Raw genomic sequence first — 25,623 nt, forward strand, 5'->3', positions numbered from 1 at the left:
AAGGGGAAAATAAAAAATATTTTATGTTAAATAGCAATGCTTAATCTCTTTATGCGGTCAGAATAAAGAAATGCCTATCGCTGCCGGTGTGATAATCTAATTTACTCACCCGGATTTGCCCTCTATAATGCCCGAATGCAAACAAATTTATAGGATACGAATATGCAGTTTTCAAAAATGCACGGATTAGGCAATGACTTTGTTGTGGTTGATGCGGTGACGCAAAATGTGTACTTCCCGGAAGAAGTGATCAAAAAACTGGCGGATCGCCATCGCGGTATCGGTTTTGACCAAATGTTGATTGTAGAGCCGCCTTATGATCCGGAATTAGATTTTCACTACCGTATTTTTAATGCCGACGGTAGCGAAGTGGCGCAATGCGGTAACGGCGCCCGTTGTTTTGCCCGTTTTGTAACCCTCAAAGGATTGACCGATAAAAAAGACATCGCGGTCAGTACCACCAACGGCAAAATGATTTTAACCGTTCAAGACGACGGTATGATTCGGGTGAATATGGGTGAGCCCGTTTGGGAACCGGCAAAAATCCCGTTTATTGCCAATAAATTTGAGAAAAACTATATTTTACGCACGGATATTCAAACCGTATTATGCGGTGCCGTGTCGATGGGCAATCCTCATTGTACGCTGGTGGTTGATGATGTGGAAACCGCAAATGTGGCGGAGCTTGGCCCACTGCTGGAAAACCATGAACGTTTTCCCGAACGCGTTAATGTTGGCTTTATGCAGGTGATTAATCCGAATCACATTAAATTGCGGGTCTATGAACGGGGTGCGGGCGAAACGCAGGCTTGCGGCAGCGGCGCCTGTGCGGCGGCGGCTATCGGCATAATGCAAGGGTTATTAGAAAATAAGGTACAGGTGGATTTGCCGGGCGGCAGTTTGTGGATAGAATGGCAGGGAGAAGGCCATCCGCTTTATATGACCGGCGATGCGACCCATATCTATGACGGTGTGATTAAGCTGTAAAATTCCTTAATTTTTAACCGCACTTTTCGCGCTCAAAGAGGAAATTTCTCTATCTGAGCGCGTTTCCAATGGTAATTAATATGAATAACGCTCAAGTTGACGAACTGGTTGTCAAACATCTTAAAGCAAATCCTCAATTTTTTGTTCAACATATTGATTTATTAGATCAACTTATCATTCCTCATGCACAAAAAGGCACACTGTCTTTAGTGGAAATGCAGTTGGAACGCCAACGGGAACGCATTAAAGAACTGGAGGCGGAATTGGCGCTTTTCGCCGATTTGGCACATCAGCAACAGGATATTTTTCTTGCGTTAATGCCGTTACAAAAACGATTGGTACAATGTAAAAATTTTCCCGAAGGCGTGGAAGAAATCAACAAATGGGCAAGAAATTTTGAACTGCAACAAGCTAAAATTTTACTTTTTAATGACTGTTGGCAGAAAAACCCCAGCGTGGGCGAAGAATTCTGGATTGATCGCAAAGGGTTTGAATTAATCCGTCTGGAACGGATCGGACTGCGCCATTTTTATTTAGGCGAACTGACCAACAAAGAGAAATCTTTGTTATTTTTGCCGGAAGAATTACCCGTCGGTTCCATTGCCTGTTGTTTATTGGGAATGAAAAAAAATCAACATAAATCCACCGCACTTTTGTTATTCAGCGCAAGGGATACGGCTCATTTTCATAACGGGCAGGATACCGCTTTCCTTAAACATTTGGTCAGCATTATCGAACTGCATTTGCATCGCTGGTTAATGATTTATCAGCAAGCGGAATAATTAAGGGCGGAATAATCCGCCCGATTTTAAGCAAATTTGCTTTTAAGCCTTAATTTGTTTGCGTTCACCGATTTTATTAGCGATTAAAAACGCGATTAAACCGAACACAAGCGCCGGCACAATGGCGTGAAAATCCAATAACTTCAGTTTTGCGACGGTAAGATAAATATAGCTGCCAAGGCCCACAACCATCGAGGCAATCGCACCGTAAGCGTTGGCTTTGTTCCAATAAATACCGAGCACAATTACCCACAAAAATGCCGCTTCCAAACCGCCAAAGGCAAACAGGTTCAACCAAATAATCATATCCGGCGGATTTAAGGACAAAAATACCAAAATCACCGTAATGGTTAAGGTAATCAATGAGGAAAAACGGGAAATAAGTTTTTGATTGTTTGCTTTCTCGGGTTTCGCCGCAAGATAAATATCCTTCACAAAAATAGCGGAAGACTGAATCAGCTGCGCATCAATAGTGGACATAATAGCCGACATCGGCGCCGCTAAAAAGATCCCGGCTACAATCGGCGGCAATACTTTGATCATCAGTGTCGGGATTACTTGATCGGGGATAGTCAAATCCGGCACAATGGCTCGCCCTAATGCACCGGATAAATGCATACCAAACATAATGATCGACAAAATAATCGTGCCGATAAGCATTCCGCTGTGCAGGGCTTTGCTGTCTTTAAACGCCATACAGCGCACCGCAGTATGAGGCAATCCAACCACCCCGAAACAAACCAGTACCCAAAATGAAGTCATGAACTGAAAGTCCAGCATATTATTCGGCCCGTAAGGCGAAACCAGCTGCGGATCCACTTCTGTGAGTTTGGTGATTGCCGCCTCGGTACCGCCTGCCGCATAAATAACGGCGCCAAGCAGAATCATCGTGCCGAGAATCATCACCGTGCCCTGAATGGTATCCGTTAATACCACGGCGCGGAAACCGCCGATAAAGGTATAAAGCCCCACGGTCAGCGCAAAAATTAATAAAGACTGGGTATAATTAATGCCGATTGTAGTTTCTAGTAAACGTCCGCCGCCAATAAACTGCGTGGTCATCGCGGCAAAAAAAGCAATTAACAAGGCTATGCTGGCAATCCAAACCAAATATTTGTTTTTATAACGATAAAGTAATAAGTCATTGATGGTTAAGGCATTTGTCTCACGAGACAACATAGCGAATTTTTTACCTAATGCGCCTAGTGCCAACCAAACCGCCGGCACTTGAATCATGGCAAGCAGCACCCAGCCTAAACCGTATTTATAAGCGGCACCCGGACCGCCCACAAAAGAGCTGGCACTGGCATAAGTGGAAGCTGTTGTCATCGCCAGTACAAAGCCCGTCATAGAGCGGTTTCCCACATAATATTCGGTTAAAAAATCGCCCCGCTGACGTTTCACATAGGCATAAATTGCCGCACCGAAAATAAATGCCAGATAGATAACAAGCGGAAAAATCACCCCTAAATTCATGAATTTTCTCCCGCACTTTTATCTTTGCCGCTACTTCCGGAATGATCCAAATCAATGTCCTGATAAACGATTTTAATCATCCAATAACCGATAACCACAAATAAAATCGGTAAATAAATACAGGACAATTCAAACCATAACGGAAACCCTAAAGGCCCGGCGGAACCTTTCGGCAAATAGGCGCAAACGCACCAGCCAATCACATAAAGAATCGTTAATCCCAGTGACCAACGGGCTTCTTTTTCAGCTTGCAGATAACGTTTTTGAATATTCATAACTATCCTTAGTGTAAATAACGGGAAGTAAGTATAAAAAAAAGTGGATCTAAAAATCCACTTTTCTTTTAACTATTCACCCATCCCTAATTTTTTTTCCAGGTAATGAATATTGGTACCGCCTTTTTGGAAATTTTCATCTTCCAAAATCAGATTTTGCAACGGAATATTGGTTTTAATACCGTCGATAATCGTTTCGGCCAATGCGTTTTGCATGCGACGAATCGCTCCCTCACGGGTATCCGCATGCACAATTAACTTCGCAATCATGGAATCATAATGCGGAGGCACTGTATAACCGGCATAAACGTGAGAATCCCAGCGCACGCCTAAACCGCCCGGCGAATGCAAATGCGCGATTTTGCCAGGCGACGGCAGGAAGGTTTTAGGATCTTCCGCATTGATACGGCATTCAATGGCATGACCGTGAACTTTAATGTCTTCCTGTTTCACCGAAAGCGGCAAGCCTGAAGCAACGCGTAATTGTTCTTTTACAATATCGACGCCGGTAATCATTTCCGTTACCGGATGTTCAACCTGAACACGGGTATTCATTTCAATGAAATAGAATTTGCCGTCTTCATATAAAAACTCGAACGTACCTGCGCCGCGATAGCCGATTTCAATGCAGGCATTGGCGCAACGCTGTCCGATATCGCGACGGATTTCTTCCGTAATACCCGGCGCCGGCGCTTCTTCCAATACTTTTTGGTGACGGCGCTGCATTGAGCAATCGCGTTCCGCCAGATACACAGCATTTCCGTGGGTATCCGCAATAACCTGGATTTCTACGTGGCGCGGGTTTTCCAGGTATTTTTCCATGTAAACCATGTCGTTATTAAATGCCGCTTTCGCTTCCGCTTTGGTCATGGCAATAGATTCTTCCAATGACTCGTCGTTACGCACCACTCGCATACCGCGACCACCGCCGCCGCCCGAGGCTTTAATAATAACCGGATAACCGATACGATTGGCGATTTGCTTATTTTTCACCATATCCGTGCCTAAAGGGCCGTCGGAACCCGGTACGCACGGCACGCCCGCTTTTTTCATGGCATTAATCGCTGAAACTTTATCACCCATTAAACGAATAACATCCGCAGTCGGACCGATAAAGGTAAAACCGGAAACCTCAACCTGTTCGGCAAAATCCGCATTTTCGGATAAAAAACCATAGCCCGGATGAATCGCGTCGGCACCCGTTACTTCCGCAGCCGCAATAATCGCCGGCACGTTCAAATAACTTTTTACCGAAGGCGCAGGACCGATACAAACCGTTTCATCCGCTAATAAAACGTGTTTTAAGTCACGATCTGCCGTAGAGTGAACCGCAACGGTTTTAATGCCCAATTCTTTACAGGCACGTAAAATACGCAATGCAATTTCACCACGGTTAGCAATAACCACTTTTTCTAACATAAGAGTATTCCAATTCGAAATTTGATCAACAAATGTAAAAAGGTGGGATAAACCCACCCTACAAGATTATTCGATAACGATTAACGGTTCGTCAAACTCAACCGCATCGCCGTCATTGACAAGAATTGCAGTGACCACACCGGCTTTATCCGCTTCAATACGGTTCATCATTTTCATTGCTTCAACGATACAAAGCGCATCACCCATTTTCACTGTTTGACCCACTTCAACGAATGCTTTTGCTTCCGGACTTGGACTACGGTAGAAAGTCCCTACCATCGGAGAACGAATGATATGACCGGAAAGCTCCGCTACCGCGTCAGGTGCCGCCACAGGAGCCGCCACCGGTGCATGCGGAGCCGCTACCGGCGCAGGTGCCGCAGCAGGTAAAGTATATTGAATCGCACTTGGTGCGGCCGCACCGCGACTGATACGAACGGACTCCTCTCCTTCGGAAATCTCCAACTCCATAATGCCCGATTCTTCAACTAATTCGATAAGTTTTTTGATTTTACGAATATCCATTGCCATAATATTTTGATCCGTTTTGTTGCTAAAAATAAAAAATAACAACCGCACTTTACAATACTGAAACATGCAGTCTCAAGTGCAGTTTGCCGAGAATAGATTTATTGCCCGCAAGATTACCTGAAATTTAACCTTTTTGCGATAAATTTCTACTATTTTCGCTGAAATTATGCTTTTTTCGCTAAAAATTCGACGGCGAACTCAAATGCGCATTCATAACCCTTTGCGCCTAATCCGCAAATCACCCCTTCAGCCACATCGCTAAAATAAGAATGATGACGGAAAGGCTCGCGTTTATGAATATTCGAAAGATGAATTTCCACAAAAGGAATCGCCACCGCCAACAAGGCATCACGTAATGCCACGCTGGTATGAGTAAAGGCAGCCGGATTAATCAAAATGAAATCGACTTTTTTAAAACTTTGATGAATTTTATCAATCAGTTTTTCTTCGCTGTTGGCCTGAAAACATTCCAATTCAATATTGTTTTTTGCCGCCAACGCCTGAACATTGGCTTCAATCGCCGCTAAAGAAAGCGTACCGTAATGTTTCGGCTCTCTTGCGCCCAACATATTTAAATTCGGGCCGTTTAGCAGCAAAATACGTGATGATTGCGACATAATTATTCCTTTTTATATGAAAGGCTTACATTATAACGATTTTTTCCTCATTTGCAGCGCCTATGTGGTCAAACCTTTGTTTTAAACAGGGTGGTTTCCTATAGAGTAAATAACCCTTAAAAATTAATTTCGGTAATAAATCCGGAATTAAAATCCGCCACCGGCAAGCCAGACCCCGGCCAGCTTCTTACCACCTGATATTCCATTAAATCCAGCGTATCCAATCCCGGCGTAACGTCCGGCGTATACTGACGGGCAATGCGGGCAAGCTGGGTTAAGCCGAAACTGCTTTCGATTGAAGAACTGATGACCGCCTTCATACCCAAATTTTGCGCTTTTTCAATTAATGAAACACATTTTTCCAATGAGCCCACCAACGTCGGTTTAATCACAATCGCCGTAACATGAGGTTCGGTAACCACTTCGAAATCAGGCTCGCGCACCGATTCGTCCCAGGCAATATTAATTCCCGTTTGCTCGGCAAACCGACGGCTTTCCTCACGGGTTTTGCAGGGTTCTTCCAAAAACTGAATGCGCGGGAGATGTTCCGGTTTCACATATTTGGCGAACATCGCCGCTTTTGCCGGCGTCCAGCTGCGGTTGGCATCTAAACGCAAATAAAGATCCGGAATGGCTTCCAATAACATATCGGCAATCATGCCGTCCCGGTTGGCTTCGTACATGCCTACTTTAATTTTTGCCACTTTCTCGCCTTGCATTTGATCCAAGGGTTCATAAAGCTCGTCGGGATCGCCGTAACACAAAGGCGCAACCTGATAATTCCCTTCCGTTTGTAATGAGCCTTTCATCTCCGCTAACGCACAACTTAAACCGAACGCCACCGATGGGTATAAACCGTCAAAGGAAAGTTTTTCATTGCGGCTGCGGGCTGCATCCCAATCTTTCAGCCATTGAATTGCCTGTTCCTGCGCTTGTTCTAAGGTTTCCCAGCTGTATTCAGGCAGCGGAGCTATTTCCCCCCAACCTTCGTTCTCTTTGCATTTGATCTGTACTAACAGACCTTCACGCCGTTTTAAAAAACGATTGCGCAAAATCAGTTGGCTGTCAACGGGAATGGAATAACGATAAAGATGATAACAACGAGTAGTCATATGTTTTCTCTGAAAAATTAAAAAGTGCGGTTAAAATTCGTTGGAATTTTGTGTTGCCCCCCTCAGTCACTGCGTGACAGCTCCCCCCATAAAGGTGGGAGCGAAAATCACATTATCGCGCCTGCACTGGCGGTACTAGCTATGTTGAAATGTAGTGGTCAACTAATTTAACAGTCTCCGATAAGTTGTTTTTGCTAAAATCGGAGATAGACCTTGATTATAGCTATGTGGGCAAATGTGATTATAATACATCACATATTCTCTCACATCATTTACAGCACTTTCAAAATCACTATAACCACCTTTCAGCATCCATTCATATTTAAAACTTCGAAACCAACGCTCCACCGGCGCATTGTCCCAACAGTTACCACGACGGCTCATACTTTGTGTAAGCCCATGTTTCTTAACTGAATCAGTAAAGATTTCACTGCCATAAATACTACCTTGGTCTGAATGGAACAACATTCGCTCCGTGCGTTCAATATTCAGCATCGCATGATTCAGTGCATCTTTAACCAGCTCACTATCATGATAGCGACTTAGCTTCCAACCGACGACTTGACGATTTAATAAATTAATTACCACTGCTAAATAGCACCATATCCCATTGATTTTTATATAGGTCGTGTCACCACATAGCACGGTCGTTTGGCTATCAGGCGTAAATTCTCGACTTAGTATATTCTCAAAAACTTGACTGTTTCCTTTACTAGGATTGCGCCATTTTTGCGGTTGCTTACTAAATAATCCTTGCTTATTCATTAACTTACGAATTAAATACAACCCCACAAAAATACCTTTCTCTTTCAAATGCGATTGAATCGTTCGTTTGCCTGCTGAACTTCGGCTTGCATCAAAAATTGCCTTGATTTCAACGGCTAAAGCTGTGTGTTTCGCTGGCTTTTTGGCTGTGCGCAAATGGGCGTAGTAAGCACTTTCAGACACGCTAAATAGCTCACATAACCGGTTGATTCCTCGCGATTTTAACGTCGTAATGACTTGGTATTTTTGTTTTCGAGTGACATTAAAATCGCTGTAGCCTTTTTTAAAATGGCCTTATCTTCTTCAAGTTCTTTAATACGATTTTCAAGTTCTCGAATTCGTTGTTGTTCTGGGCTAATTGGCTTTGAACCAGCTAAAACGTAACCTTGTTGCTCCGCTTGAACTTGACTTATCCAGCGACGAAGTGCTGTTTCACCCACACCTAACTCTCGGCAAGCTTGAGAAACTGAATATCCTCGTTCAGTCACTAATTTTACTGCTTCAGCTTTATATTCTGCGCTAAATGTTCTTCTCATAATATTTCCTCATTTGTGATGTTATTTTACCACTTATTGAGGACTGCGGAATTAGTCTACCACTACAATTTTGATAACACCAACGCCATTTCACTCCATTCCTTCCCCCGCAACGTCGGGTAGGTGCCTGCAAGGCGGAAAGGCGAAAATCCCCGCCCCCTCAGTCACTGCGTGACAGCTCCCCCAACTTTGTGTGGGAGCGAAATTGTTGCCGTATTTTGATAACGCCAACGCCATTTCACTCCATTCCTTCCCCCGCAACGTCGGGGAAGTCCTGCAAGGCGGAAAGGCGAAAATCCCCGCCCCCTCAGTCACTGCGTGACAGCTCCCCCAACTTTGTGTGGGAGCGAAATTGTTGCCGTATTTTGATAACGCCAACGCCATTTCACTCTATTCCTTCCCCCGCAACGTCGGGGAAGTCCAGCAAGGCGCAGGGAAAATTCCTGTCCCCTCAGTCACTGCGTGACAGCTCCCCCAACTTTGTGTGGGAGCGAAATTGTTGCCGTATTTTGATAACACCAACGCCATTTCATTCCATTCCCTCCCCCGCGAAGTCGGGGGAGGTGCCTGCAAGGCGGAGGGGGAAAATTCTTACTATCAGTCACTGTATGACGGCTCCGCTTTTTACTCGTGTTAATAAGAAATCCGATTGTTTTGTTATAAAAGTGCGGTCGATTTTAGAGAAATTTTGCTGGTAAATTCCGCCTTTTTACAGGTAACCTCTTAGCCTAATAAATTGCACAACGGAAATAAATTGTTATAATCCCATCGACTTATTAACGGATAAGTTAAAACTTTATATGTTAGGTGAATATAACATTATGAATTCATTAGAAAAAAAACAAATCACTTACGGACAACGATTAAAAATTGCTTTTCAATATGCAATGCCGCAAATTTATTTAACACAAATTGCCGGTTGGTTTGCCAATAAACGTTGGGGTGCCGTCACACATTTTGTGATCAAAATGTTTGCTAAAAAATATAATGTGCATATGGCGGAAGCGGCAAAACCGAATTTTTCCGATTATGTGACATTTAACGAATTTTTTATTCGTCAGTTAAAAGAATACGCACGCCCGATTAATCAAAATACCGATGCTTTATGTTTGCCCGCAGACGGCAAAATCAGCCAGTGCGGGCATATTGACGACGAATTATTGTTACAGGCAAAAGGTCATAGCTTCAGCTTGCGCGACCTATTGGCGGGCGATGAAGAATTAACCCGACTGTTTAAAGACGGCGAGTTTGTTACAACTTATTTGTCGCCGCGCGATTATCATCGTGTGCATATGCCGTGTAACGGAACTATCCGCAAAATGATTTATGTGCCCGGCGAACTGTTTTCCGTCAATCCTTTTTTGAATACCCATATTCCGAATTTACTGGCGCGTAACGAACGGGTTATCTGCCTGTTTGATACGGATTTCGGCCCGATGGTGCAAATTTTAGTAGGCGCTACGATTACCGCCAGTATCAGTACGGTTTGGGAGGGGGTGATTAATCCGCCAAGAACGGGAGATATCCGTACCTGGACTTATGAAGGTCAGAGCGCTGTCAGTTTAGCGAAAGGGCAGGAAATGGGTGCGTTCCAATTAGGTTCTACGGTAATTAATTTATTTCCTAAAAATGCCGTGAAGTTAGCGGATTATTTGCAAGTAGACACGGTTACCCGTGTCGGTGAAATTTTGGCGTATAAAAAATAATTACGGCTTTACCCTTGAATTATATGGATAAAGAGCCATATAGAGAGGGTGAAAAAACTCATTCATTCATCATTAATTTAAATAGGGAAATAGAATGTCAAAACAATTTTTTGATTCAGTTGCGTTAGACAGCGTATCGGCAAAAGGCGGCTATGGCGTAGGATTACAAATCGGCCAGCAATTATTAGACAGCCGATTAAATGTTGAAGCGGAAGCGGTAGCGAAAGGTATTTACGACGTATTAAACAATAATGCCCCTGCGTTAGATTTAAATGAAGTCAGCAAAGCGTTACAGGAATTACAGCAAAAAGCGCAAGATGCCGCTCAAGCGCAATTTAAACAAATTGAAGAAGACGGTCGCGCATTTTTAGTGGAAAATGCGAAAAAAGACGGCGTGCAGGTAACGGAATCCGGTCTTCAATATGAAATTCTAGTGGAAGGTAACGGTAATAAACCTTCCCGTGAAGATACCGTGCGCGTTCATTATACGGGGACTTTACCTGACGGTACCGTATTTGACAGTTCCGTAAGCCGCGGTCAACCGGCGGAATTTCCGGTAGGCGGCGTTATTGCAGGCTGGGTGGAAGCATTACAATTAATGCCGGTGGGTTCTAAATGGCGTTTAGCTATTCCGCATAATTTAGCGTACGGTGAACGCGGTGCGGGAGCATCAATTCCGCCGTTCAGCCCGTTGGTGTTTGAAGTGGAATTATTAGATATTCTTTAATAATCCGGTTTAATAAAAAATAAGGACGCTATATTGGTGTCCTTATTTTTATCTGTGTTTTATTTATAATCTAAAGTGCGGTCAAAATTCGATAATTTTGACCGCACTTTTGCACTTCTTATGCGGTTATTTGTTTAACACGATCATATCATCGCGGTGAATCGCCACAGAGCCGTATTCATAACCCAGAATTTTTTCAATATTCTGAGATTTTTTGCCTTGAATGAGATAAAGCGCATCGCTGTTGTAACGTGGCATGCCAAGGGCGATATCTTTGCCTTGTTGGGTGCGGATTTTTACCACTTCTCCGCGGGAGAAACGACCTTCAATATTTACAATACCCGCCGGCAATAAAGACTTATGTTGTTCTAATATTGCATTTTCCGCCCCTTGATCGATGGTCAGAATGCCGGCGGAAGGCGCGGCAAAGAGCCATTGTTTACGGCTTTCCAGTTTATCGGTCTGAACCGTAAATTTCGTACCTATAGCTTCGCCGTGGGCAAGATCGGCGATAACATTTTCCCTGTTTCCCGGAGCAATGATTGTTTCAATGCCGGAACGGGTTGCAATGTCGGCGGCGGTAATTTTGGTGGACATTCCGCCTGTGCCTAAGGTTGTACCGCTACCGCCGGCAATAGAACGAATATGATCGGTAATTTCATTTACCGCCGGGATTAGCTTTGCCTGCGGATTTTTCCGCGGATCGGAATCAAATAATCCTTGTTGGTCGGTGAGCAAATAAAGTTGTTCCGCCTGTACTAAAATCGCCACTAACGCTGATAAGTTGTCGTTATCGCCTACTTTGATTTCTGCGGTGGCGACGGCGTCGTTTTCATTTACGACCGGAATAATGCGGTTATCCAATAACGCGTGAAGCGTATCTCTGGCATTTAAAAAGCGTTCGCGGTCTTCAATATCGGCGCGGGTTAATAAAAGCTGACCGATATGAATATCGTAAATGGCAAATAGTTGTTCCCACGTTTGAATCAGCTGGCTTTGCCCAACCGCCGCCAATAATTGTTTTGAGGCGATTGTGGGCGGAAGTTTCGGGTGATTAAGATAATGCCTGCCCGCCGCCATTGCACCGGATGTGACAATTACAAGACGATAACCTTCCTGATGTAATTGCGCCAATTGACGCACGATTTCGATCATGTGGGCGCGATTTAATTTTGGCGTACCTTGAGTTAATGTGCTGGTACCGAATTTCACTACAATGGTTTTTTGCGAGTTTTGTTTTTGTTCCATTTTTCCGCCTTGCGAATTTGCGCAATTTTATAAGTGAACTTTAAATTAGCATTAAACAATTGAGAAATCACCTCATTTTTGAACGCACTTTTTCATTCAAATAAAAAATTTTTCCAATTCTCTACAACGCTCATGATTTAGAACAAAATTTTTAATCGGGAAAAGCATATAATTTGCACGGAATCAGTTTTAGGAGAAATTATGCAAAATCAAAGTGAAGTGAGTTCACAAAAACAACGTGAAATTACCCGTCTTTGTGTGCACACCGCATTATTATTGTTACAACATGGTGCGGAAAGTGCTTTAGTTGTGGCATTAACCACTCGTTTAGGCTTGGCGTTGGGCGTTGACAGCGTAGAATGCGCACTAACGCCGAATGCCGTAATTGTCACGACATTAACGGACGGGCATTGTTTAACTACTACAAGAAAAAATATCGATAAAGGCATCAATATGAAAGTGGTTACCGACGTTCATCATATCGTGATTGCGGCGGAACATCGGATTTATAGCTTGGAACAAGTGAAAAGTAAATTAGAAAATATGAAGCCGATAAAATATAACCGTTATTTTGTTGTGCTGATGATTGGTTTATCCTGCGCAAGTTTCGCCCATTTGTCCGGCGGTGATAATTTAATTTGTCTGATTACCTTTATAGCTTCTTCTATCGCCATGTATATTCGTCAAGAATTATCCGTACGGCATTTTAACCCGTTAATCGTGTTTTGCTGCACCGCATTTGTGGCTTCTATGATTTCCGGTTTGGCATTGAAATTTCAGCTGGGAAATGATGCGCAAATTGCATTGGCATCCAGTGTCTTGTTATTGGTACCGGGTTTCCCGCTGATCAATTCCCTTGCGGATATTTTAAAAGGCCATGTGAATATGGGGCTGGCGCGTTGGAGTATTGCTACTGTATTGACCTTTGGCGCCTGTATGGGCATCGTATTTGCCTTAAATGTATTGAATATTGCAAATTGGGGGTATTAAATGGACTTATTAATCACACTGATTGACGATATGTTTTTTGCCTCAATTCCCGCCGTGGGGTTTGCGCTGATTTTTAACGTGCCGCCTAAAGCATTGGGTTATTGTGCGATTTTGGGCGCTATCGGGCACGCTTCACGCACTTTGTTGATGCATTTCGGCGTATCCATCGTATTTGGTACTTTTTTTGCCGCCGGTCTCATCGGCTTTATCGGCGTGCGTATCGCCCAACATTATCTTGCCCATCCAAAAGTTTTTACCGTGGCGGCAATTATTCCGATGATTCCCGGCGTTTATGCCTACAAAGCCATGATCGCCATTGTTCGGATTAATTCTTTAGGATCATCGCCCGAATTGTTTAATCAAATGGTGGATAATTTTGTAAAGGGCTGTTTTATCCTCGGCGCACTGGTTTTTGGACTTGCTTTGCCGCGTCTGCTATTCTATCGGGGCACACCTGTGGTTTAGACCGCAATTTTATCTGATAGAAAGAGGCATTTTATGACACTGAGTTTAATCGTCGCAGCCACAAAAAACCATGTAATTGGTAAAGATAACCAAATGCCCTGGCATTTACCTGCAGATCTAAAATGGTTTAAAGAAAACACTCTTGGAAAACCGGTTATTATGGGGCGCAAAACCTTTGAAAGTATCGGTCGCCCGTTGCCGAAGCGCGTGAATATTGTGCTTTCCCGTCATCCTTTCGAACATGAAGGCGTTATATGGAAAGAAAGCCTGGAAAGTGCGCTAGATTTTTTGAAAGATTCAGCCGAAATTATGCTTATCGGCGGCGGACAGTTATTCGAGCAATATTTATCTCAAGCGGATAAACTGTACTTCACGGAAATTCAGGCGGAACTTGAAGGCGATACCTTTTTCCCGGCAATTAATACGGACGAATGGGAAATTTCCTATGAGGAATATCGCCCGGCGGATGAAAATAACGCCTATGATTTACGGTTTTTAATTTTAGAGCGCAAATCATAAATTAAAAAAGTGCGGTAAAAAAATCGAAATTTTCTACCGCACTTTTTTATTCGATTCCGGCTAACTTATGGGTTTGAATGCTCAATTGCCATTTGGGTTTATTCGGGCGTTGATTTAATTTGCCTAACAACGCGATGGTTTCCAGCAAATTCATTTTTCCTTCTATTTCGCAAGGCGAAAGGTAATAACGCTCCGCCCGAATTTTTTGTTCAATTTGTTGGCAGAAATTTTCCGCATCGGCATCCATCACAATACGTACTTCATGGGCGAAATCAATACAACGGCGCCGATACTTTTCCGCATACATCGCCTTCGGGCTGGCGGAGATATAATCAATTTGCGGCGGCACCGCTCTCAAACCGTTGGTTTCGATAGCCAGAAAATAGCCGTCCCGTTTAAATTGCGCCAATAATAAGGAAATATTCGGCTGAATCGTCGGTTCGCCGCCGGTGATAATAATATTTTTGGCAGAAAATGATCGCACTTTTTCCACAATTTGCTGCAAAGTCCGATATTCGAACCGTTCATAATCCGTATCGCACCAAGGGCAAGCCAGATTACATTTGCCGAAACGTACAAATATGCAGGGCATACCTGTGTTGAAGCCTTCGCCCTGTAAACTTTCGAAAATTTCCACAATAGGATAACGGGGGTTGGAAATTAACAGATTTTCCACCGCAGTTATTCCCGATATTCGCAAAAAGAGGTCGGCGTTTCCCATAAGCGAATAGCGGAAACGGGCAGCCCCGCGTCATGTTTTAAGCGATTAAAGATAAATCGCGACATTTCCTCGGCGGTTGTGCGAACCGGAATCCCGAAGGTTTTTGAGTTCAGCTCCACTAATAAACGGGCAATTTTGCATTCGCGTTCGCTTGTATTGTCATAAATAAAGGCATGATCCATCGGGTCTAAAATGAATTTTTTCACGACGGTTTTGAGATCTGAAAAATCCACTACCATGCCTTTTTTCGCACCGCTTTGGTGAAGCTGAGCGCTCATCACTTCCACTTGAAGCTTATAGGTATGGCCGTGTAAATTTTGGCATTTGCCGTCATGACCGTCCAGAATATGGGCCATATCAAAACTGAATTCTTTTGAAACTTTAAACATTTTTACCGCACTTTTATTGTTTTGAAGCTAAATACTGTTGTAGACCGTTTTCCCGCAGAATGCAGCTCGGGCAACTGCCGCAACCGCCTTCAACACCGAGATAACAGGTATGGGTATGTTCGCGCACATAATTTAATGCGCCTAATTCGTCGGCAAGCCGCCAGGTTTGCGCTTTGGTTAAATACATTAACGGCGTATGAATGTTGAATTGATAATCCATCGCCAGATTTAACGTCACATTCATGGACTTGATAAATACATCGCGACAATCGGGATAACCGCTGAAGTCGGTTTCGCATACGCCGGTGATAATGTCACGAATGCCTTGCCCTTTGGCATAAATCGCCGTATAAAGCAAAAATAAGGCATTACGCCCGTCCACAAACGTATTCGGCATACCGGCTTCATCTTTAGTTATTTCAATATTATCCATCATCGCATTGGCGGTGATGGTTTTGATAACGGAAGTATCAATTAAGGTTTGTTTAATGCCGAGATCCTGGGCTATCCATTTTGCTTTTTCCAGCTCAATAGCATGGCGCTGGCCGTATTGAAAAGTCACCGCCTCGACATTTTCAACGCCGTAATCGGCAATGGCTTTAAGCAGACAGGTTGTAGAATCTTGTCCGCCGGAAAAGATAACAACCGCTTTGCGGTCGCCGTTCGGATTTGTAATATTCATCGTTTTCCTTAGTTTTTTTGCGTGGGAGGTTTTCGAACCACGAATTAAAAGAGTGCATATTCTACCTATTTGTTTGTGTTGTTGCAAAATTTCGATATTGAATTTGTTATTTTTTAGTAATAACGCAAATATTTTTGAAACGCCCCTAAACCCTATTGTAGAATGTGGACTTAATCGGTTTATTTGTTAAATGGAAGGTAAATTATGCGTTGGCAAGGTCGAAGAGAAAGTACAAATGTTGAAGACAGACGTTCGGAACGTTCCGGCATTTCGATGGGCGGGAAGAAAACGGGCGTTTTAGGGTTTATTATTTTATTGGTAGGCGCTTATTACGGCGTGGATTTATCGGGATTGGTGGGAACTTCATCGAATATTGGTGAGGTCGGTTCCTCATTAAGCCAAAACGAAGAGGAAACATTGGAAAAATTATCCCGGGTGGTGTTAGCCGATACGGAAAGCACATGGCAGGATTATTTTGCCCGTAGCGGACAAAAATACAGTGCGCCGACCATGGTTTTATATAACGGCGCAACCCCTAGCGCCTGCGGAACGGGTCAATCCGCTATGGGGCCTTTTTATTGCCCGAACGATCATAAAGTTTACTTAGACTTATCTTTTTATAACGATATGAAAAATCAGCTGGGTGCCGGTGGTGAAGCGGCGTTCGCTTATGTAATCGCTCATGAAGTAGGACATCATGTTCAGAATTTAACGGGCATTTTGCCTCGAATCAGCCGCCTGCAACAAAGTAATCCCGCTCAAGCTAATCAGCTTTCGGTTAATCTTGAATTACAGGCGGACTGTTTTGCCGGTGTATTCGGTTATCAGGCGGTAAAAAACAATATGTTTGAAGCGAGTGATTTAGAAGTAGCGTTTGCCGCAGCGGAGGCGGTAGGAGACGACCGTTTACAAAAACGCAGTCAAGGTTATGCGGTACCCGATAGTTTTACTCACGGTACATCGCAACAGCGTCTCACCTGGTTCCGAAAAGGCTTACAAACCGGCGACCCGACACAATGCAATACGTTTACTAACTAATCTGAAAAATATCGGAATACGTAAAATATCGCTCCCCCACGAAGCCGGGGGAGCTGTCACGCAGTGACTGAGGGGGCAAGGATTTTTCCCCTCTGCCTTGCAGGCACCTCCCTCGACGTTGTGGGGGAGGGAACGGGCTGAAATGGCGTTGTCGTTATCGTAATGCACAAAAATATCGCTCCCCCACGAAGCCGGGGGAGCTGTCACGCAGTGACTGAGAGGGCAAGGATTTTCCCCCTCCGCCTTGCAGGCACCTCCCCCGACGTTGCGGGGGAGGGAACGGGCTGAAATGGCGTTGTCGTTATCGTAATGCACAAAAATATCGCTCCCCCACGAAGCTGGGGGAGCTGTCACGTAGTGACTGAGGGGGCAAGGATTTTCCCCCTCCGCCTTGCAGGCACCTCCCCCGACTTCGCGGAGGAGGGAACGGATTGAAATGGTGTTGTCGTTATCAAAATACGCAAAAATATCGCTCCCCCACAAAGCTGGGGGAGCTGTCACGCAGTGACTGAGGGGGCAAGGATTTTCCCTCTCCGCCTTGCAGGCACCTCCCCCAACTTTATGAAGGAAGGTGCGGGTTGAAATGCGGTATGGTAAAGAATAAGTCGTTTTCTTATTAAAAAAAGTGCGGTCAAAATTCAAGGATTTTTACCAAGGAGATTTGATTTTTACTAAGAAAAGTTAGAAATAAATCGACTGAATTAAATGGCACGCCCTATTGGATTCGAACCAATGACCTACGGCTTAGAAGGCCGTTGCTCTATCCAGCTGAGCTAAGGGCGCAATGTCAAATGGCTTATTGAAATTGAACTGAAAGAAGTGGTCGGCGAGATAGGATTTGAACCTACGACCCACTGGTCCCAAACCAGTTGCGCTACCAAGCTGCGCTACTCGCCGACGAATGGCTGCCATTATAGTGAGCTTTTTTATTCAGTCAATAATTTTTTCTGATTTTTTGTTTGATCGCTTAATTTTATCTCAATTAGGCTTACAATCCCGAAAAAATTTTGCGAAAATAGCAAACGTTTACGGTTCAATTAAAATAAGGAAAAATCAATGACTGCACAGGTTATTTCGGGTTCGGCTTTAGCGAAAAAAGTAAAAACGGAAGTCGGGCAAAAAATCGAACAATATGTTGCGCAAGGCAAACGTGCCCCCGGGTTAGCTGTAATTTTAGTGGGCGCCGATCCCGCTTCTCAGGTTTATGTGGGGAGTAAGCGCAAAAGTTGTGCGGAAATCGGTATTAATTCCAAATCCTATGATTTAGAGGAATCCACCTCTGAAGCAGCGTTATTAACTTTAATTGACGAATTGAATAACGATGCGGATATCGACGGTATCTTAGTGCAACTGCCGTTGCCGAAGCATATCGACAGTACAAAAGTTATCGAGCGCATTGCGCCGCACAAAGATGTGGACGGTTTCCATCCTTATAATGTGGGGCGTTTGTGCCAGCGTATTCCGACTTTGCGCGCCTGTACGCCTTACGGTATTATGAAATTGCTGGAAACTACGGAATTAAACCTGAAAGGTCGACATGCGGTGATTGTCGGCGCTTCAAATATCGTCGGTCGTCCGATGGCGATGGAGTTGTTGCTCGCCGGTTGCACGGTGACCGTTACTCACCGGTTTACTACCAATCTGGAAGGTTATGTCCGTCAGGCGGATATTTTAGTGGTCGCCGTAGGTAAAGCGGAATTTATTCCCGGGAATTGGGTCAAAGAAGGTGCGGTGGTTATTGACGTGGGAATTAATCGTTGTGAAGACGGCAAGCTGCGCGGCGATGTGGAATTTGCCGCGGCCGCGGAAAAAGCCGGGTTTATTACGCCTGTTCCCGGTGGTGTCGGTCCTATGACTGTTGCCATGTTAATGTTTAACACATTAACGGCGTATGAAAACAATGGTTAGCCGTGACGGATAAAAGTGCGGTCGTTTTTTTAAATTTTTCAATTAATGTAAATTTAATAGACGAACCGATCCGATTTCGTTATGTTTAACCTATAGTTTCAATTAACTTGTTAAAAAAGGAAGGAAAAATGGGCTTATTTGATTTTGTAGGTAATATCGGTAAAAAAATCTTCAACCGAGAAGATGAAGCGTCTAAAGCGGTAACCGAGCATATCGCGGAAGACAATCCGGGCGTTGAAAATGTGAACGTGACTGTTGAAAATGGCGTGGCAAAACTTGAAGGTTCGGCAAAATCCGCCAGTGCGTTGGAGAAAGCCATTTTAATGGCGGGAAATATCGCCGGTATCACCTCGGTGAAAGCCGACGGGGTGAATATTCTGAACGGCGAAGTATTAGCCGGTGATGACGAATTCTATGTGATTCAAAAAGGCGATACATTATGGGCTATCGCGGAAAAACATTATGGTAACGGCATTAAATATAAAGCTATTGTTGAAGCAAACAAAGAAGTGATCAAGGATGAAAATAAAATTTTCCCCGGTCAAAAAATCCGTTTGCCTAAATCACTTTAATTTAGCCGTTTAATTAATTTTGAAGCCCCTATTTTAAGTAATAAAAATAGGGGTTTTTCTTTGTTTTAGATTATTTTTTAAGCAAATATTTTAATTTAATCGGCATTTCCTCGACTGAACCCGCGACTAACGTTATAATCCTCAAGTTTATATGTATTTAAACCGTGTTCGGTGTAAAACCTTCGCCGAGTGCACATTCAATTCGAGAAAATTCAATTCGAGGTAAACAGAGAATGACAACTATTGAAACAACTCAAGGTCTTGAGCGTCGTGTGAGCATCACCGTTCCTGCTGAAACCGTAACAACCGCAGTGCGTGATGAATTAAAACGCGTAGCAAAAAATGCACGCGTAGATGGCTTCCGCAAAGGTAAAGTTCCGGCGCAAATTATTGAAAAACGTTTTGGCGCATCTGTTCGTCAGGACGTGTTGAACGACTTATTACCGCGTCATTTCTTTGACTTAGCGTTTAAAGAAAAAGTAAATTTAGCCGGTCGCCCGACTTTTGCCGTTGAAAACTATGAAGAAGGCAAAGATTTACAATTCACTGCAACTTTTGAAGTATATCCGGAAATTCAATTGCAGGGTTTAGAAAACATTAAAGTTGAAAAACCTGTAGTTGAAATCACTGATGCCGATGTGGACAACATGGTTGAAGTGTTACGCAAACAACAAGCGACTTGGGCTGAAACGGACAATGCGGCGACTAAAGACGATCGTGTAACTATCGATTTCGTCGGTTCTATCGACGGTGAAGAATTCCAGGGCGGCAAAGCGAACGATTTCGTACTGGCAATGGGTCAAGGCCGTATGATTCCCGGCTTTGAAGACGGTATTCTAGGTCATAAAGCGGGCGAACAATTTGATATCGAGGTCACTTTCCCTGAAGATTATCACGTTGAAAACTTAAAAGCGAAACCGGCTAAATTTGTTATCACCGTGAAAAAAGTGGAAGTGGTGGTATTGCCTGAATTAACGGCGGATTTCATTGCTAAATTCGGTCCGAATACAAAAACCGTTGATGATTTACGTGCGGAAATCCGCAAAAATATGCAACGCGAATTAAAAAATGCGTTAACGGCCCGCGTTAAAAATCAAGTAATTGACGGTTTAATCGAACAAAACCAAATTGACGTACCGTTCGCTGCGGTAGATCAGGAAATTGAAGTGTTACGCAATCAAGCGGCACAACGTTTTGGCGGCAATGCGGAACAAGCGGCGCAATTACCTCGCGAATTATTCGAAGAACAGGCAAAACGTCGCGTTCAAGTAGGCCTTTTATTAGCTGAAGTGATTTCTTCAAACGAATTAAAAGCTGACGAAGAAAAAGTAAAAGCGATGATCGAAGATATTGCCTCCGCTTATGAACAACCGGCCGAAGTTGTTGAATATTACAGCAAAAACAACGAATTAATGAATAATATTCGTAACGTTGTATTGGAAGAACAAGCTATCGACGCAGTGCTTGCTAAAGCGCAAGTAACGGAAAAAACTTCTTCATTCGATGAAGTAATGAATCCACAAGCATAATTATTGCTTTAGATTTTAGCTTTTTTAAGTGCGGTCAAAAAATGCAAAATTTTGACCGCACTTTTCTTTTATTCAGATCCTATATTGGTACTTGCCGGCGTTTTAAGTTAGAAAAATTCTATTTTTCAGGTAAAATAAGCAAAAATTTGCCCATAAGCTAACCAATAACAATGAATCGTTAGCTATTTACATTAATTTATGAGGACATTATGGCACTTATTCCTATGGTTGTAGAACAAACCTCCCGCGGTGAGCGTTCGTACGACATTTATTCGCGTTTGTTGAAAGAACGCGTCATTTTTTTAAGCGGTGAAGTTGAAGATAATATGGCAAACCTGATCGTAGCCCAACTGCTTTTTTTAGAATCGGAGAATCCGGAAAAAGACATTAATCTCTACATTAATTCTCCGGGCGGTTCGGTGACGGCCGGGATGGCTATTTATGATACGATGCAGTTTATCAAGCCCGATGTACGCACTTTGTGCGTCGGTCAGGCTTGTTCTATGGGCGCATTTTTATTAGCCGGCGGCGCTGCCGGTAAGCGTGCCGCGTTACCTCACGCCCGAGTGATGATTCACCAGCCGTTAGGCGGGTTCCGCGGTCAGGCATCGGATATTCAGATCCATGCGCAGGAAATTTTAAAAATTAAACAAACATTAAATGAACGTTTGGCCTTTCATACCGGTCAACCTTTTGAGGTTATCGAGCGGGATACGGATCGCGACAATTTTATGTCGGCGGAAGATGCAAAAAATTACGGTCTTATCGATAGCGTATTGGTTAAGCGTTAATTGGAATCAGTAGAATGACAAAAGAAACAGAAACCACCTGTTCGTTTTGCGGTAAATCGCAAGATGAAGTAGGTAAATTAATTGCCGGCGTCGATGGCTATATTTGCGGCGAATGTATTGATCTTTGTCATGATTTATTGCATGACGAAGAAACACGGGAACAACAAAGCGCTGAAGAAGCGGTTGAAACGGAAGAAAAATTACCGACCCCGCATGAAATCCGCGCTCACTTAGACGATTACGTTATCGGGCAGGATTATGCGAAAAAGGTATTAGCCGTTGCGGTTTATAATCATTATAAGCGCTTGCGTTCAAATCACGGCATTGCTGATGTTGAATTGGGCAAAAGTAATATTCTGTTAATCGGTCCGACCGGTAGCGGTAAAACCCTGTTAGCCGAAACAATGGCGCGTATGCTTAATGTGCCTTTTGCCATGGCGGACGCGACCACCTTAACTGAAGCGGGTTATGTGGGCGAAGATGTTGAAAACGTAATTCAAAAGTTATTGCAGAATTGCGATTATGATACGGAAAAAGCGCAACGAGGCATTATTTATATTGATGAAATCGATAAAATTACGCGTAAATCGGAAAATCCGTCTATTACCCGTGATGTATCGGGCGAAGGCGTTCAGCAAGCGTTATTAAAATTAATTGAAGGAACTGTGGCGTCTATTCCGCCTCAAGGCGGGCGCAAACATCCGCAGCAGGAAATGCTGCGCGTTGATACTTCAAAAATTTTATTTATTTGCGGCGGCGCTTTTGCCGGCTTGGATCGTGTGGTTCAAAAACGTATTCATAAGGGGAGCGGAATCGGCTTTGATGCGGAAGTAAAAGGCAAAGAAGACGAAGTCAGTTTAACGGATTTACTTAAACAAATTGAAACCGAGGATTTAATCAAATACGGTTTAATTCCGGAATTTATCGGCCGTCTGCCGGTGGTGGCGCCGTTAAGCGAACTTGATGAGAAGGCGTTGGTGCAGATTTTAACCGAACCTAAAAATGCGCTGACCAAACAATATCAGGCATTATTCGGCTTGGAAAATGTTGAACTCGAATTTACGCCGGAAGCTTTAAACGCTATGGCTAAGAAAGCCCTTGAGCGTAAAACGGGCGCTCGCGGTTTGCGTTCAATTGTTGAAGGCGCATTATTAGACACTATGTATGATTTACCTTCATTGGAAGGGCTTGTTAAAGTGGTGGTTGATGAGGCGGTTATCAACGAACACCGCGCACCTAAATTAGAATACTAATCGGAATATGTCATTATTTAATAAAAAGTGCGGTATTTTTTACCGCACTTTTGTTATTGCTACTTGAAGTTCCGCCTTCTATCCCCATATAAAATGAACCAGTCTGAAATTTCAAATAAAGAGTAAATTATGAGCAAAAGAATTCAACAAAAAGAATTACCGGTTCTCCCTTTACGAGACGTCGTGGTATTTCCTTTTATGGTGATGCCGTTATTTGTAGGCCGTGCAAAATCCATTCATAGTCTTGATAAAGCAATGGAATCAGGTAAACAATTATTATTGGTTTCGCAAAAACAAGCGGAATTGGAAGATCCTACCATTGACGATATTTATAACGTCGGTACCATCGTTAATATTATCCAGTTGTTAAAATTGCCTGACGGTACGGTGAAAGTGTTGGTGGAAGGCCAGCAACGCGCCAATATTTTGAAATTAACCGATCAGGATTATTTTTCAGCTACCGTAACGCCCATTGAAACGACTTTGGGCGATGAAAAAGAACTTGAAGTGTTACGCAATACGGTTCTCGAAGAGTTTGACAACTACGCTAAACAAAACAAAAAAATTCAACCCGAATTAGCCAAAGCTCTGGCCGATGTGGGTGATTTTGACCGTTTCGCCGATACGCTGGCGGCACATTTACCTATTTCCGTCGCCAATAAACAGGAAGTGCTGGAACGTGAAAATGTGACCGAGCGTTTGGAATACTTGCTTGGCACTATGGAAAGCGAAGCGGATTTATTGCAGGTTGAAAAACGCATTCGTAACCGCGTGAAAAAACAAATGGAAAAAAGCCAGCGGGATTACTATTTAAATGAGCAGATTAAAGCCATTCAAAAAGAACTTGGCGACAATGATAATGCTCTCGAGAATGATGAAATCGGTCAATTACGTCAAAAAATTGAAGATGCAAAAATGCCGTTAGAAGCCCGCGAGAAAGTTGAGGCGGAATTACAAAAATTAAAAATGATGTCGCCGATGTCTGCGGAAGCGACCGTTGTACGCAGTTATATTGACTGGATGATTCAGGTTCCTTGGGCTAAACGAACTAAAGTCAAAAAAGATATTGTGAAAGCGCAGGAAATTCTGGATGCGGATCATTACGGATTGGAACGCGTTAAAGAGCGTATTCTTGAATATTTAGCGGTACAAAGCCGTTTAAACCAAATTAGGGGGCCTATCCTGTGTTTGGTGGGACCACCTGGGGTGGGTAAAACCTCTTTAGGGCAGTCAATCGCCAATGCCACCGGTCGCAAATACGTACGTATGGCGCTGGGCGGTGTGCGCGACGAGGCTGAAATCAGAGGTCACCGCAAAACTTATATCGGCTCTTTACCGGGTAAGTTAATTCAGAAAATGGCGAAGATTGGCGTGAAAAACCCATTATTCCTGTTGGATGAAATTGATAAAATGGCATCCGATATGCGCGGTGATCCTGCTTCGGCGTTATTGGAAGTATTGGATCCGGAACAAAATTCGCATTTTAACGATCATTACTTGGAAGTGGATTACGATCTTTCCGACGTGATGTTTGTGGCTACCTCGAATTCCATGAATATTCCTACGCCGTTATTGGATCGTATGGAGGTTATTCGTCTTTCCGGTTATACGGAAGATGAAAAACTAAATATCGCGCAGCGTCATTTAGTGCAAAAACAAATGGAACGAAACGGCTTGAAAGCCGGCGAATTAGCCATTGAAGAAAGTGCGATTGTGGACATTATCCGTTATTACACCCGTGAAGCCGGGGTACGCGGACTTGAGCGTGAAATTTCAAAAATCTGCCGTAAAGCGGTGAAAAACTTACTGCTTAATAAAGAATTGAAATCCATCACGGTGAATGCCGATAATTTGCATGATTATCTCGGCGTAAGACGTTTTGATTTCGGTCTTGCCGATACGCAAAACAGAATCGGTGAAGTAACCGGGCTTGCCTGGACCGAAGTGGGCGGTGATCTGCTTACGATCGAAACGGCATCCGTTGTGGGTAAAGGAAAATTAACCTTTACCGGTTCGCTCGGCGATGTGATGAAAGAGTCCATTCAGGCGGCAATGACCGTTGTGCGTACCCGTGCGGAAAAATTAGGTATCGCCGCTGATTTCCACGAAAAACGGGATATTCACATTCACGTTCCGGACGGTGCAACACCGAAAGACGGTCCGAGTGCAGGGATTGCAATGTGTACTGCGCTGGTGTCTTGTTTAACCGGCAATCCGGTAAAATCGGAAGTGGCGATGACGGGCGAAATCAGCTTAAGAGGCAAAGTATTGCCAATCGGCGGTTTGAAAGAAAAATTGCTTGCGGCGCACCGGGGTGGTATTAAAACCGTGATTATTCCAAAAGATAATGTTAAAGATCTTGAGGAAATTCCGGAAAATGCGAAAAATGCGTTAACCATCATTCCTGCTGAAACCATTGATGAAGTGTTAACCGTTGCACTCGAAAATCCGCCTGAAGGCGTTGAATTTATCAAAGCGGCACCGCTGGCTAAAGTGAAAGCGCCGAAAGCCAGAAAGCCCGTTTCAAAACGTTCGACTTCAACGGTGAACTAACTTTTTAAATACTCAATCGGCACGGGCTAAGG

The 25,623-nt window shown here is 43.7% G+C and carries 26 protein-coding genes, 2 tRNA genes and 1 riboswitch; of the genes, 14 read left to right on the plus strand and 14 right to left on the minus strand.

The features are described 5' to 3' along the window. The first annotated feature begins 162 nt into the window (after positions 1-162). The gene (gene dapF / locus A4G13_RS06265; RefSeq protein WP_090656725.1) at positions 163-987 is read left to right on the plus strand and encodes a diaminopimelate epimerase; all 825 of its coding nucleotides are present in this window, start codon (positions 163-165) and stop codon (positions 985-987) included. Between the two features lie 80 nt (positions 988-1,067). Further along, positions 1,068-1,769 carry a DUF484 domain-containing protein gene (locus tag A4G13_RS06270; protein WP_165898023.1) on the plus strand — a complete coding sequence of 234 codons (702 nt, stop codon included), beginning with the start codon at positions 1,068-1,070 and terminating at the stop codon, positions 1,767-1,769. A 42-nt stretch (positions 1,770-1,811) separates the two neighbouring features. Here the strand turns inward: A4G13_RS06270 and panF are convergent, their stop codons facing one another. The 8 genes from panF to A4G13_RS06310 form a co-directional block, all read right to left on the minus strand. Continuing rightward, positions 1,812-3,245 carry a sodium/pantothenate symporter gene (gene panF / locus A4G13_RS06275; RefSeq protein ID WP_011200951.1) on the minus strand — a complete coding sequence of 478 codons (1,434 nt, stop codon included), beginning with the start codon at positions 3,243-3,245 and terminating at the stop codon, positions 1,812-1,814. After that, positions 3,242-3,520 (minus strand): YhdT family protein, encoded by a 279-nt coding sequence (locus tag A4G13_RS06280; RefSeq protein WP_011200952.1) that lies wholly within the window; start codon positions 3,518-3,520, stop codon positions 3,242-3,244. Before A4G13_RS06280 ends, panF begins: the two co-directional genes overlap by 4 nt. A gap of 72 nt (positions 3,521-3,592) precedes the next feature. Next, on the minus strand, positions 3,593-4,939 hold the full coding sequence (accC, locus tag A4G13_RS06285; RefSeq protein ID WP_011200953.1) for an acetyl-CoA carboxylase biotin carboxylase subunit: 1,347 nt from the start codon (positions 4,937-4,939) through the stop codon (positions 3,593-3,595). Between the two features lie 66 nt (positions 4,940-5,005). After that, positions 5,006-5,464, minus strand: coding sequence for an acetyl-CoA carboxylase biotin carboxyl carrier protein (gene accB, locus A4G13_RS06290; RefSeq protein WP_090656740.1), 459 nt, complete (start codon positions 5,462-5,464; stop codon positions 5,006-5,008). A gap of 170 nt (positions 5,465-5,634) precedes the next feature. Further along, positions 5,635-6,087 carry a type II 3-dehydroquinate dehydratase gene (gene aroQ / locus A4G13_RS06295; RefSeq protein ID WP_090656730.1) on the minus strand — a complete coding sequence of 151 codons (453 nt, stop codon included), beginning with the start codon at positions 6,085-6,087 and terminating at the stop codon, positions 5,635-5,637. 116 nt (positions 6,088-6,203) lie between these two features. Then, positions 6,204-7,199, minus strand: coding sequence for an o-succinylbenzoate synthase (gene menC / locus A4G13_RS06300; protein ID WP_090656737.1), 996 nt, complete (start codon positions 7,197-7,199; stop codon positions 6,204-6,206). A 162-nt stretch (positions 7,200-7,361) separates the two neighbouring features. Continuing rightward, complete coding sequence (locus tag A4G13_RS06305; protein WP_165898049.1) at positions 7,362-8,198, minus strand: IS3 family transposase; 837 nt, start codon at positions 8,196-8,198, stop codon at positions 7,362-7,364. After that, the gene (locus A4G13_RS06310) at positions 8,186-8,500 is read right to left on the minus strand and encodes a transposase (RefSeq protein ID WP_165898014.1); all 315 of its coding nucleotides are present in this window, start codon (positions 8,498-8,500) and stop codon (positions 8,186-8,188) included. The genes A4G13_RS06305 and A4G13_RS06310 overlap by 13 nt, the downstream gene beginning before the upstream one ends. A gap of 821 nt (positions 8,501-9,321) precedes the next feature. Here A4G13_RS06310 and asd point away from each other — a divergent pair. Both asd and bamJ read left to right on the plus strand, forming a co-directional pair. Further along, positions 9,322-10,206, plus strand: coding sequence for an archaetidylserine decarboxylase (gene asd, locus A4G13_RS06315; protein ID WP_090656339.1), 885 nt, complete (start codon positions 9,322-9,324; stop codon positions 10,204-10,206). A gap of 94 nt (positions 10,207-10,300) precedes the next feature. Next, positions 10,301-10,933, plus strand: coding sequence for a BamJ family beta-barrel-assembly machinery protein (gene bamJ, locus A4G13_RS06320; protein ID WP_011201026.1), 633 nt, complete (start codon positions 10,301-10,303; stop codon positions 10,931-10,933). Between the two features lie 126 nt (positions 10,934-11,059). Here bamJ and proB read toward each other — a convergent pair whose 3' ends face one another. Then, positions 11,060-12,181 (minus strand): glutamate 5-kinase, encoded by a 1,122-nt coding sequence (gene proB / locus A4G13_RS06325; RefSeq protein WP_090656240.1) that lies wholly within the window; start codon positions 12,179-12,181, stop codon positions 11,060-11,062. A gap of 201 nt (positions 12,182-12,382) precedes the next feature. On the opposite strand from proB, the gene A4G13_RS06330 reads away from it, so the two are divergent. Genes A4G13_RS06330 through folA form a run of 3 tightly spaced genes read left to right on the plus strand, consistent with a single transcriptional unit; the run spans position 12,383 to position 14,155 of the window. Beyond that, entirely contained in the window at positions 12,383-13,171 is a 789-nt protein-coding gene (locus A4G13_RS06330) for a threonine/serine exporter family protein (RefSeq protein ID WP_011201023.1), read from the plus strand. Further along, entirely contained in the window at positions 13,172-13,636 is a 465-nt protein-coding gene (locus A4G13_RS06335; RefSeq protein ID WP_011201022.1) for a threonine/serine exporter family protein, read from the plus strand. A 33-nt stretch (positions 13,637-13,669) separates the two neighbouring features. Beyond that, a complete protein-coding gene (gene folA, locus A4G13_RS06340; protein WP_090656243.1) occupies positions 13,670-14,155 on the plus strand; it encodes a type 3 dihydrofolate reductase in 486 nt (161 codons plus the stop codon). Between the two features lie 46 nt (positions 14,156-14,201). On the opposite strand, the gene A4G13_RS06345 is transcribed toward folA, so the two are convergent. From A4G13_RS06345 to queC, 3 genes are read right to left on the minus strand one after another with little or no spacing between them, the layout of a single operon-like run. Then, the gene (locus A4G13_RS06345) at positions 14,202-14,876 is read right to left on the minus strand and encodes a 7-carboxy-7-deazaguanine synthase QueE (protein ID WP_011201020.1); all 675 of its coding nucleotides are present in this window, start codon (positions 14,874-14,876) and stop codon (positions 14,202-14,204) included. Next, positions 14,837-15,265 carry a 6-carboxytetrahydropterin synthase QueD gene (queD, locus tag A4G13_RS06350; protein WP_090656245.1) on the minus strand — a complete coding sequence of 143 codons (429 nt, stop codon included), beginning with the start codon at positions 15,263-15,265 and terminating at the stop codon, positions 14,837-14,839. Before queD ends, A4G13_RS06345 begins: the two co-directional genes overlap by 40 nt. A 13-nt stretch (positions 15,266-15,278) precedes the next feature. Then, positions 15,279-15,947, minus strand: a complete 669-nt coding sequence (gene queC / locus A4G13_RS06355; RefSeq protein WP_090656248.1) for a 7-cyano-7-deazaguanine synthase QueC — start codon at positions 15,945-15,947, stop codon at positions 15,279-15,281. A gap of 2 nt (positions 15,948-15,949) precedes the next feature. Continuing rightward, positions 15,950-15,994: riboswitch (PreQ1 riboswitch) on the minus strand. A gap of 157 nt (positions 15,995-16,151) precedes the next feature. Here queC and ypfJ point away from each other — a divergent pair. Beyond that, complete coding sequence (ypfJ, locus tag A4G13_RS06360; RefSeq protein ID WP_011201017.1) at positions 16,152-16,985, plus strand: KPN_02809 family neutral zinc metallopeptidase; 834 nt, start codon at positions 16,152-16,154, stop codon at positions 16,983-16,985. A gap of 706 nt (positions 16,986-17,691) precedes the next feature. Here the strand turns inward: ypfJ and A4G13_RS06365 are convergent. Together A4G13_RS06365 and A4G13_RS06370 are read right to left on the minus strand one after the other, a co-directional pair. After that, a tRNA-Arg gene (locus A4G13_RS06365) sits at positions 17,692-17,768 on the minus strand. A gap of 37 nt (positions 17,769-17,805) precedes the next feature. Next, positions 17,806-17,882, minus strand: a tRNA-Pro gene (locus A4G13_RS06370). A 159-nt stretch (positions 17,883-18,041) separates the two neighbouring features. Here A4G13_RS06370 and folD point away from each other — a divergent pair. From folD to lon, 6 genes are all read left to right on the plus strand, one after another. Continuing rightward, positions 18,042-18,893, plus strand: a complete 852-nt coding sequence (gene folD / locus A4G13_RS06375) for a bifunctional methylenetetrahydrofolate dehydrogenase/methenyltetrahydrofolate cyclohydrolase FolD (RefSeq protein WP_090656252.1) — start codon at positions 18,042-18,044, stop codon at positions 18,891-18,893. A 128-nt stretch (positions 18,894-19,021) separates the two neighbouring features. Beyond that, positions 19,022-19,465: a peptidoglycan-binding protein LysM gene (gene lysM / locus A4G13_RS06380; RefSeq protein ID WP_041639991.1), complete on the plus strand. Its 444-nt coding sequence runs from the start codon at positions 19,022-19,024 to the stop codon at positions 19,463-19,465. A 233-nt stretch (positions 19,466-19,698) separates the two neighbouring features. Next, positions 19,699-20,994 (plus strand): trigger factor, encoded by a 1,296-nt coding sequence (gene tig, locus A4G13_RS06385; RefSeq protein WP_090656255.1) that lies wholly within the window; start codon positions 19,699-19,701, stop codon positions 20,992-20,994. 209 nt (positions 20,995-21,203) lie between these two features. After that, positions 21,204-21,785 (plus strand): ATP-dependent Clp endopeptidase proteolytic subunit ClpP, encoded by a 582-nt coding sequence (clpP, locus tag A4G13_RS06390; protein ID WP_011201010.1) that lies wholly within the window; start codon positions 21,204-21,206, stop codon positions 21,783-21,785. 14 nt (positions 21,786-21,799) lie between these two features. Next, positions 21,800-23,038 (plus strand): ATP-dependent protease ATP-binding subunit ClpX, encoded by a 1,239-nt coding sequence (clpX, locus tag A4G13_RS06395; RefSeq protein ID WP_090656258.1) that lies wholly within the window; start codon positions 21,800-21,802, stop codon positions 23,036-23,038. Positions 23,039-23,167: 129 nt separating this feature from the next. After that, on the plus strand, positions 23,168-25,591 hold the full coding sequence (gene lon / locus A4G13_RS06400) for an endopeptidase La (protein ID WP_011201007.1): 2,424 nt from the start codon (positions 23,168-23,170) through the stop codon (positions 25,589-25,591). Positions 25,592-25,623: the final 32 nt, after the last annotated feature.

Source organism: Basfia succiniciproducens (genome assembly GCF_011455875.1).
GTDB classification, from domain to species: Bacteria; Pseudomonadota; Gammaproteobacteria; order Enterobacterales; family Pasteurellaceae; genus Basfia; species Basfia succiniciproducens.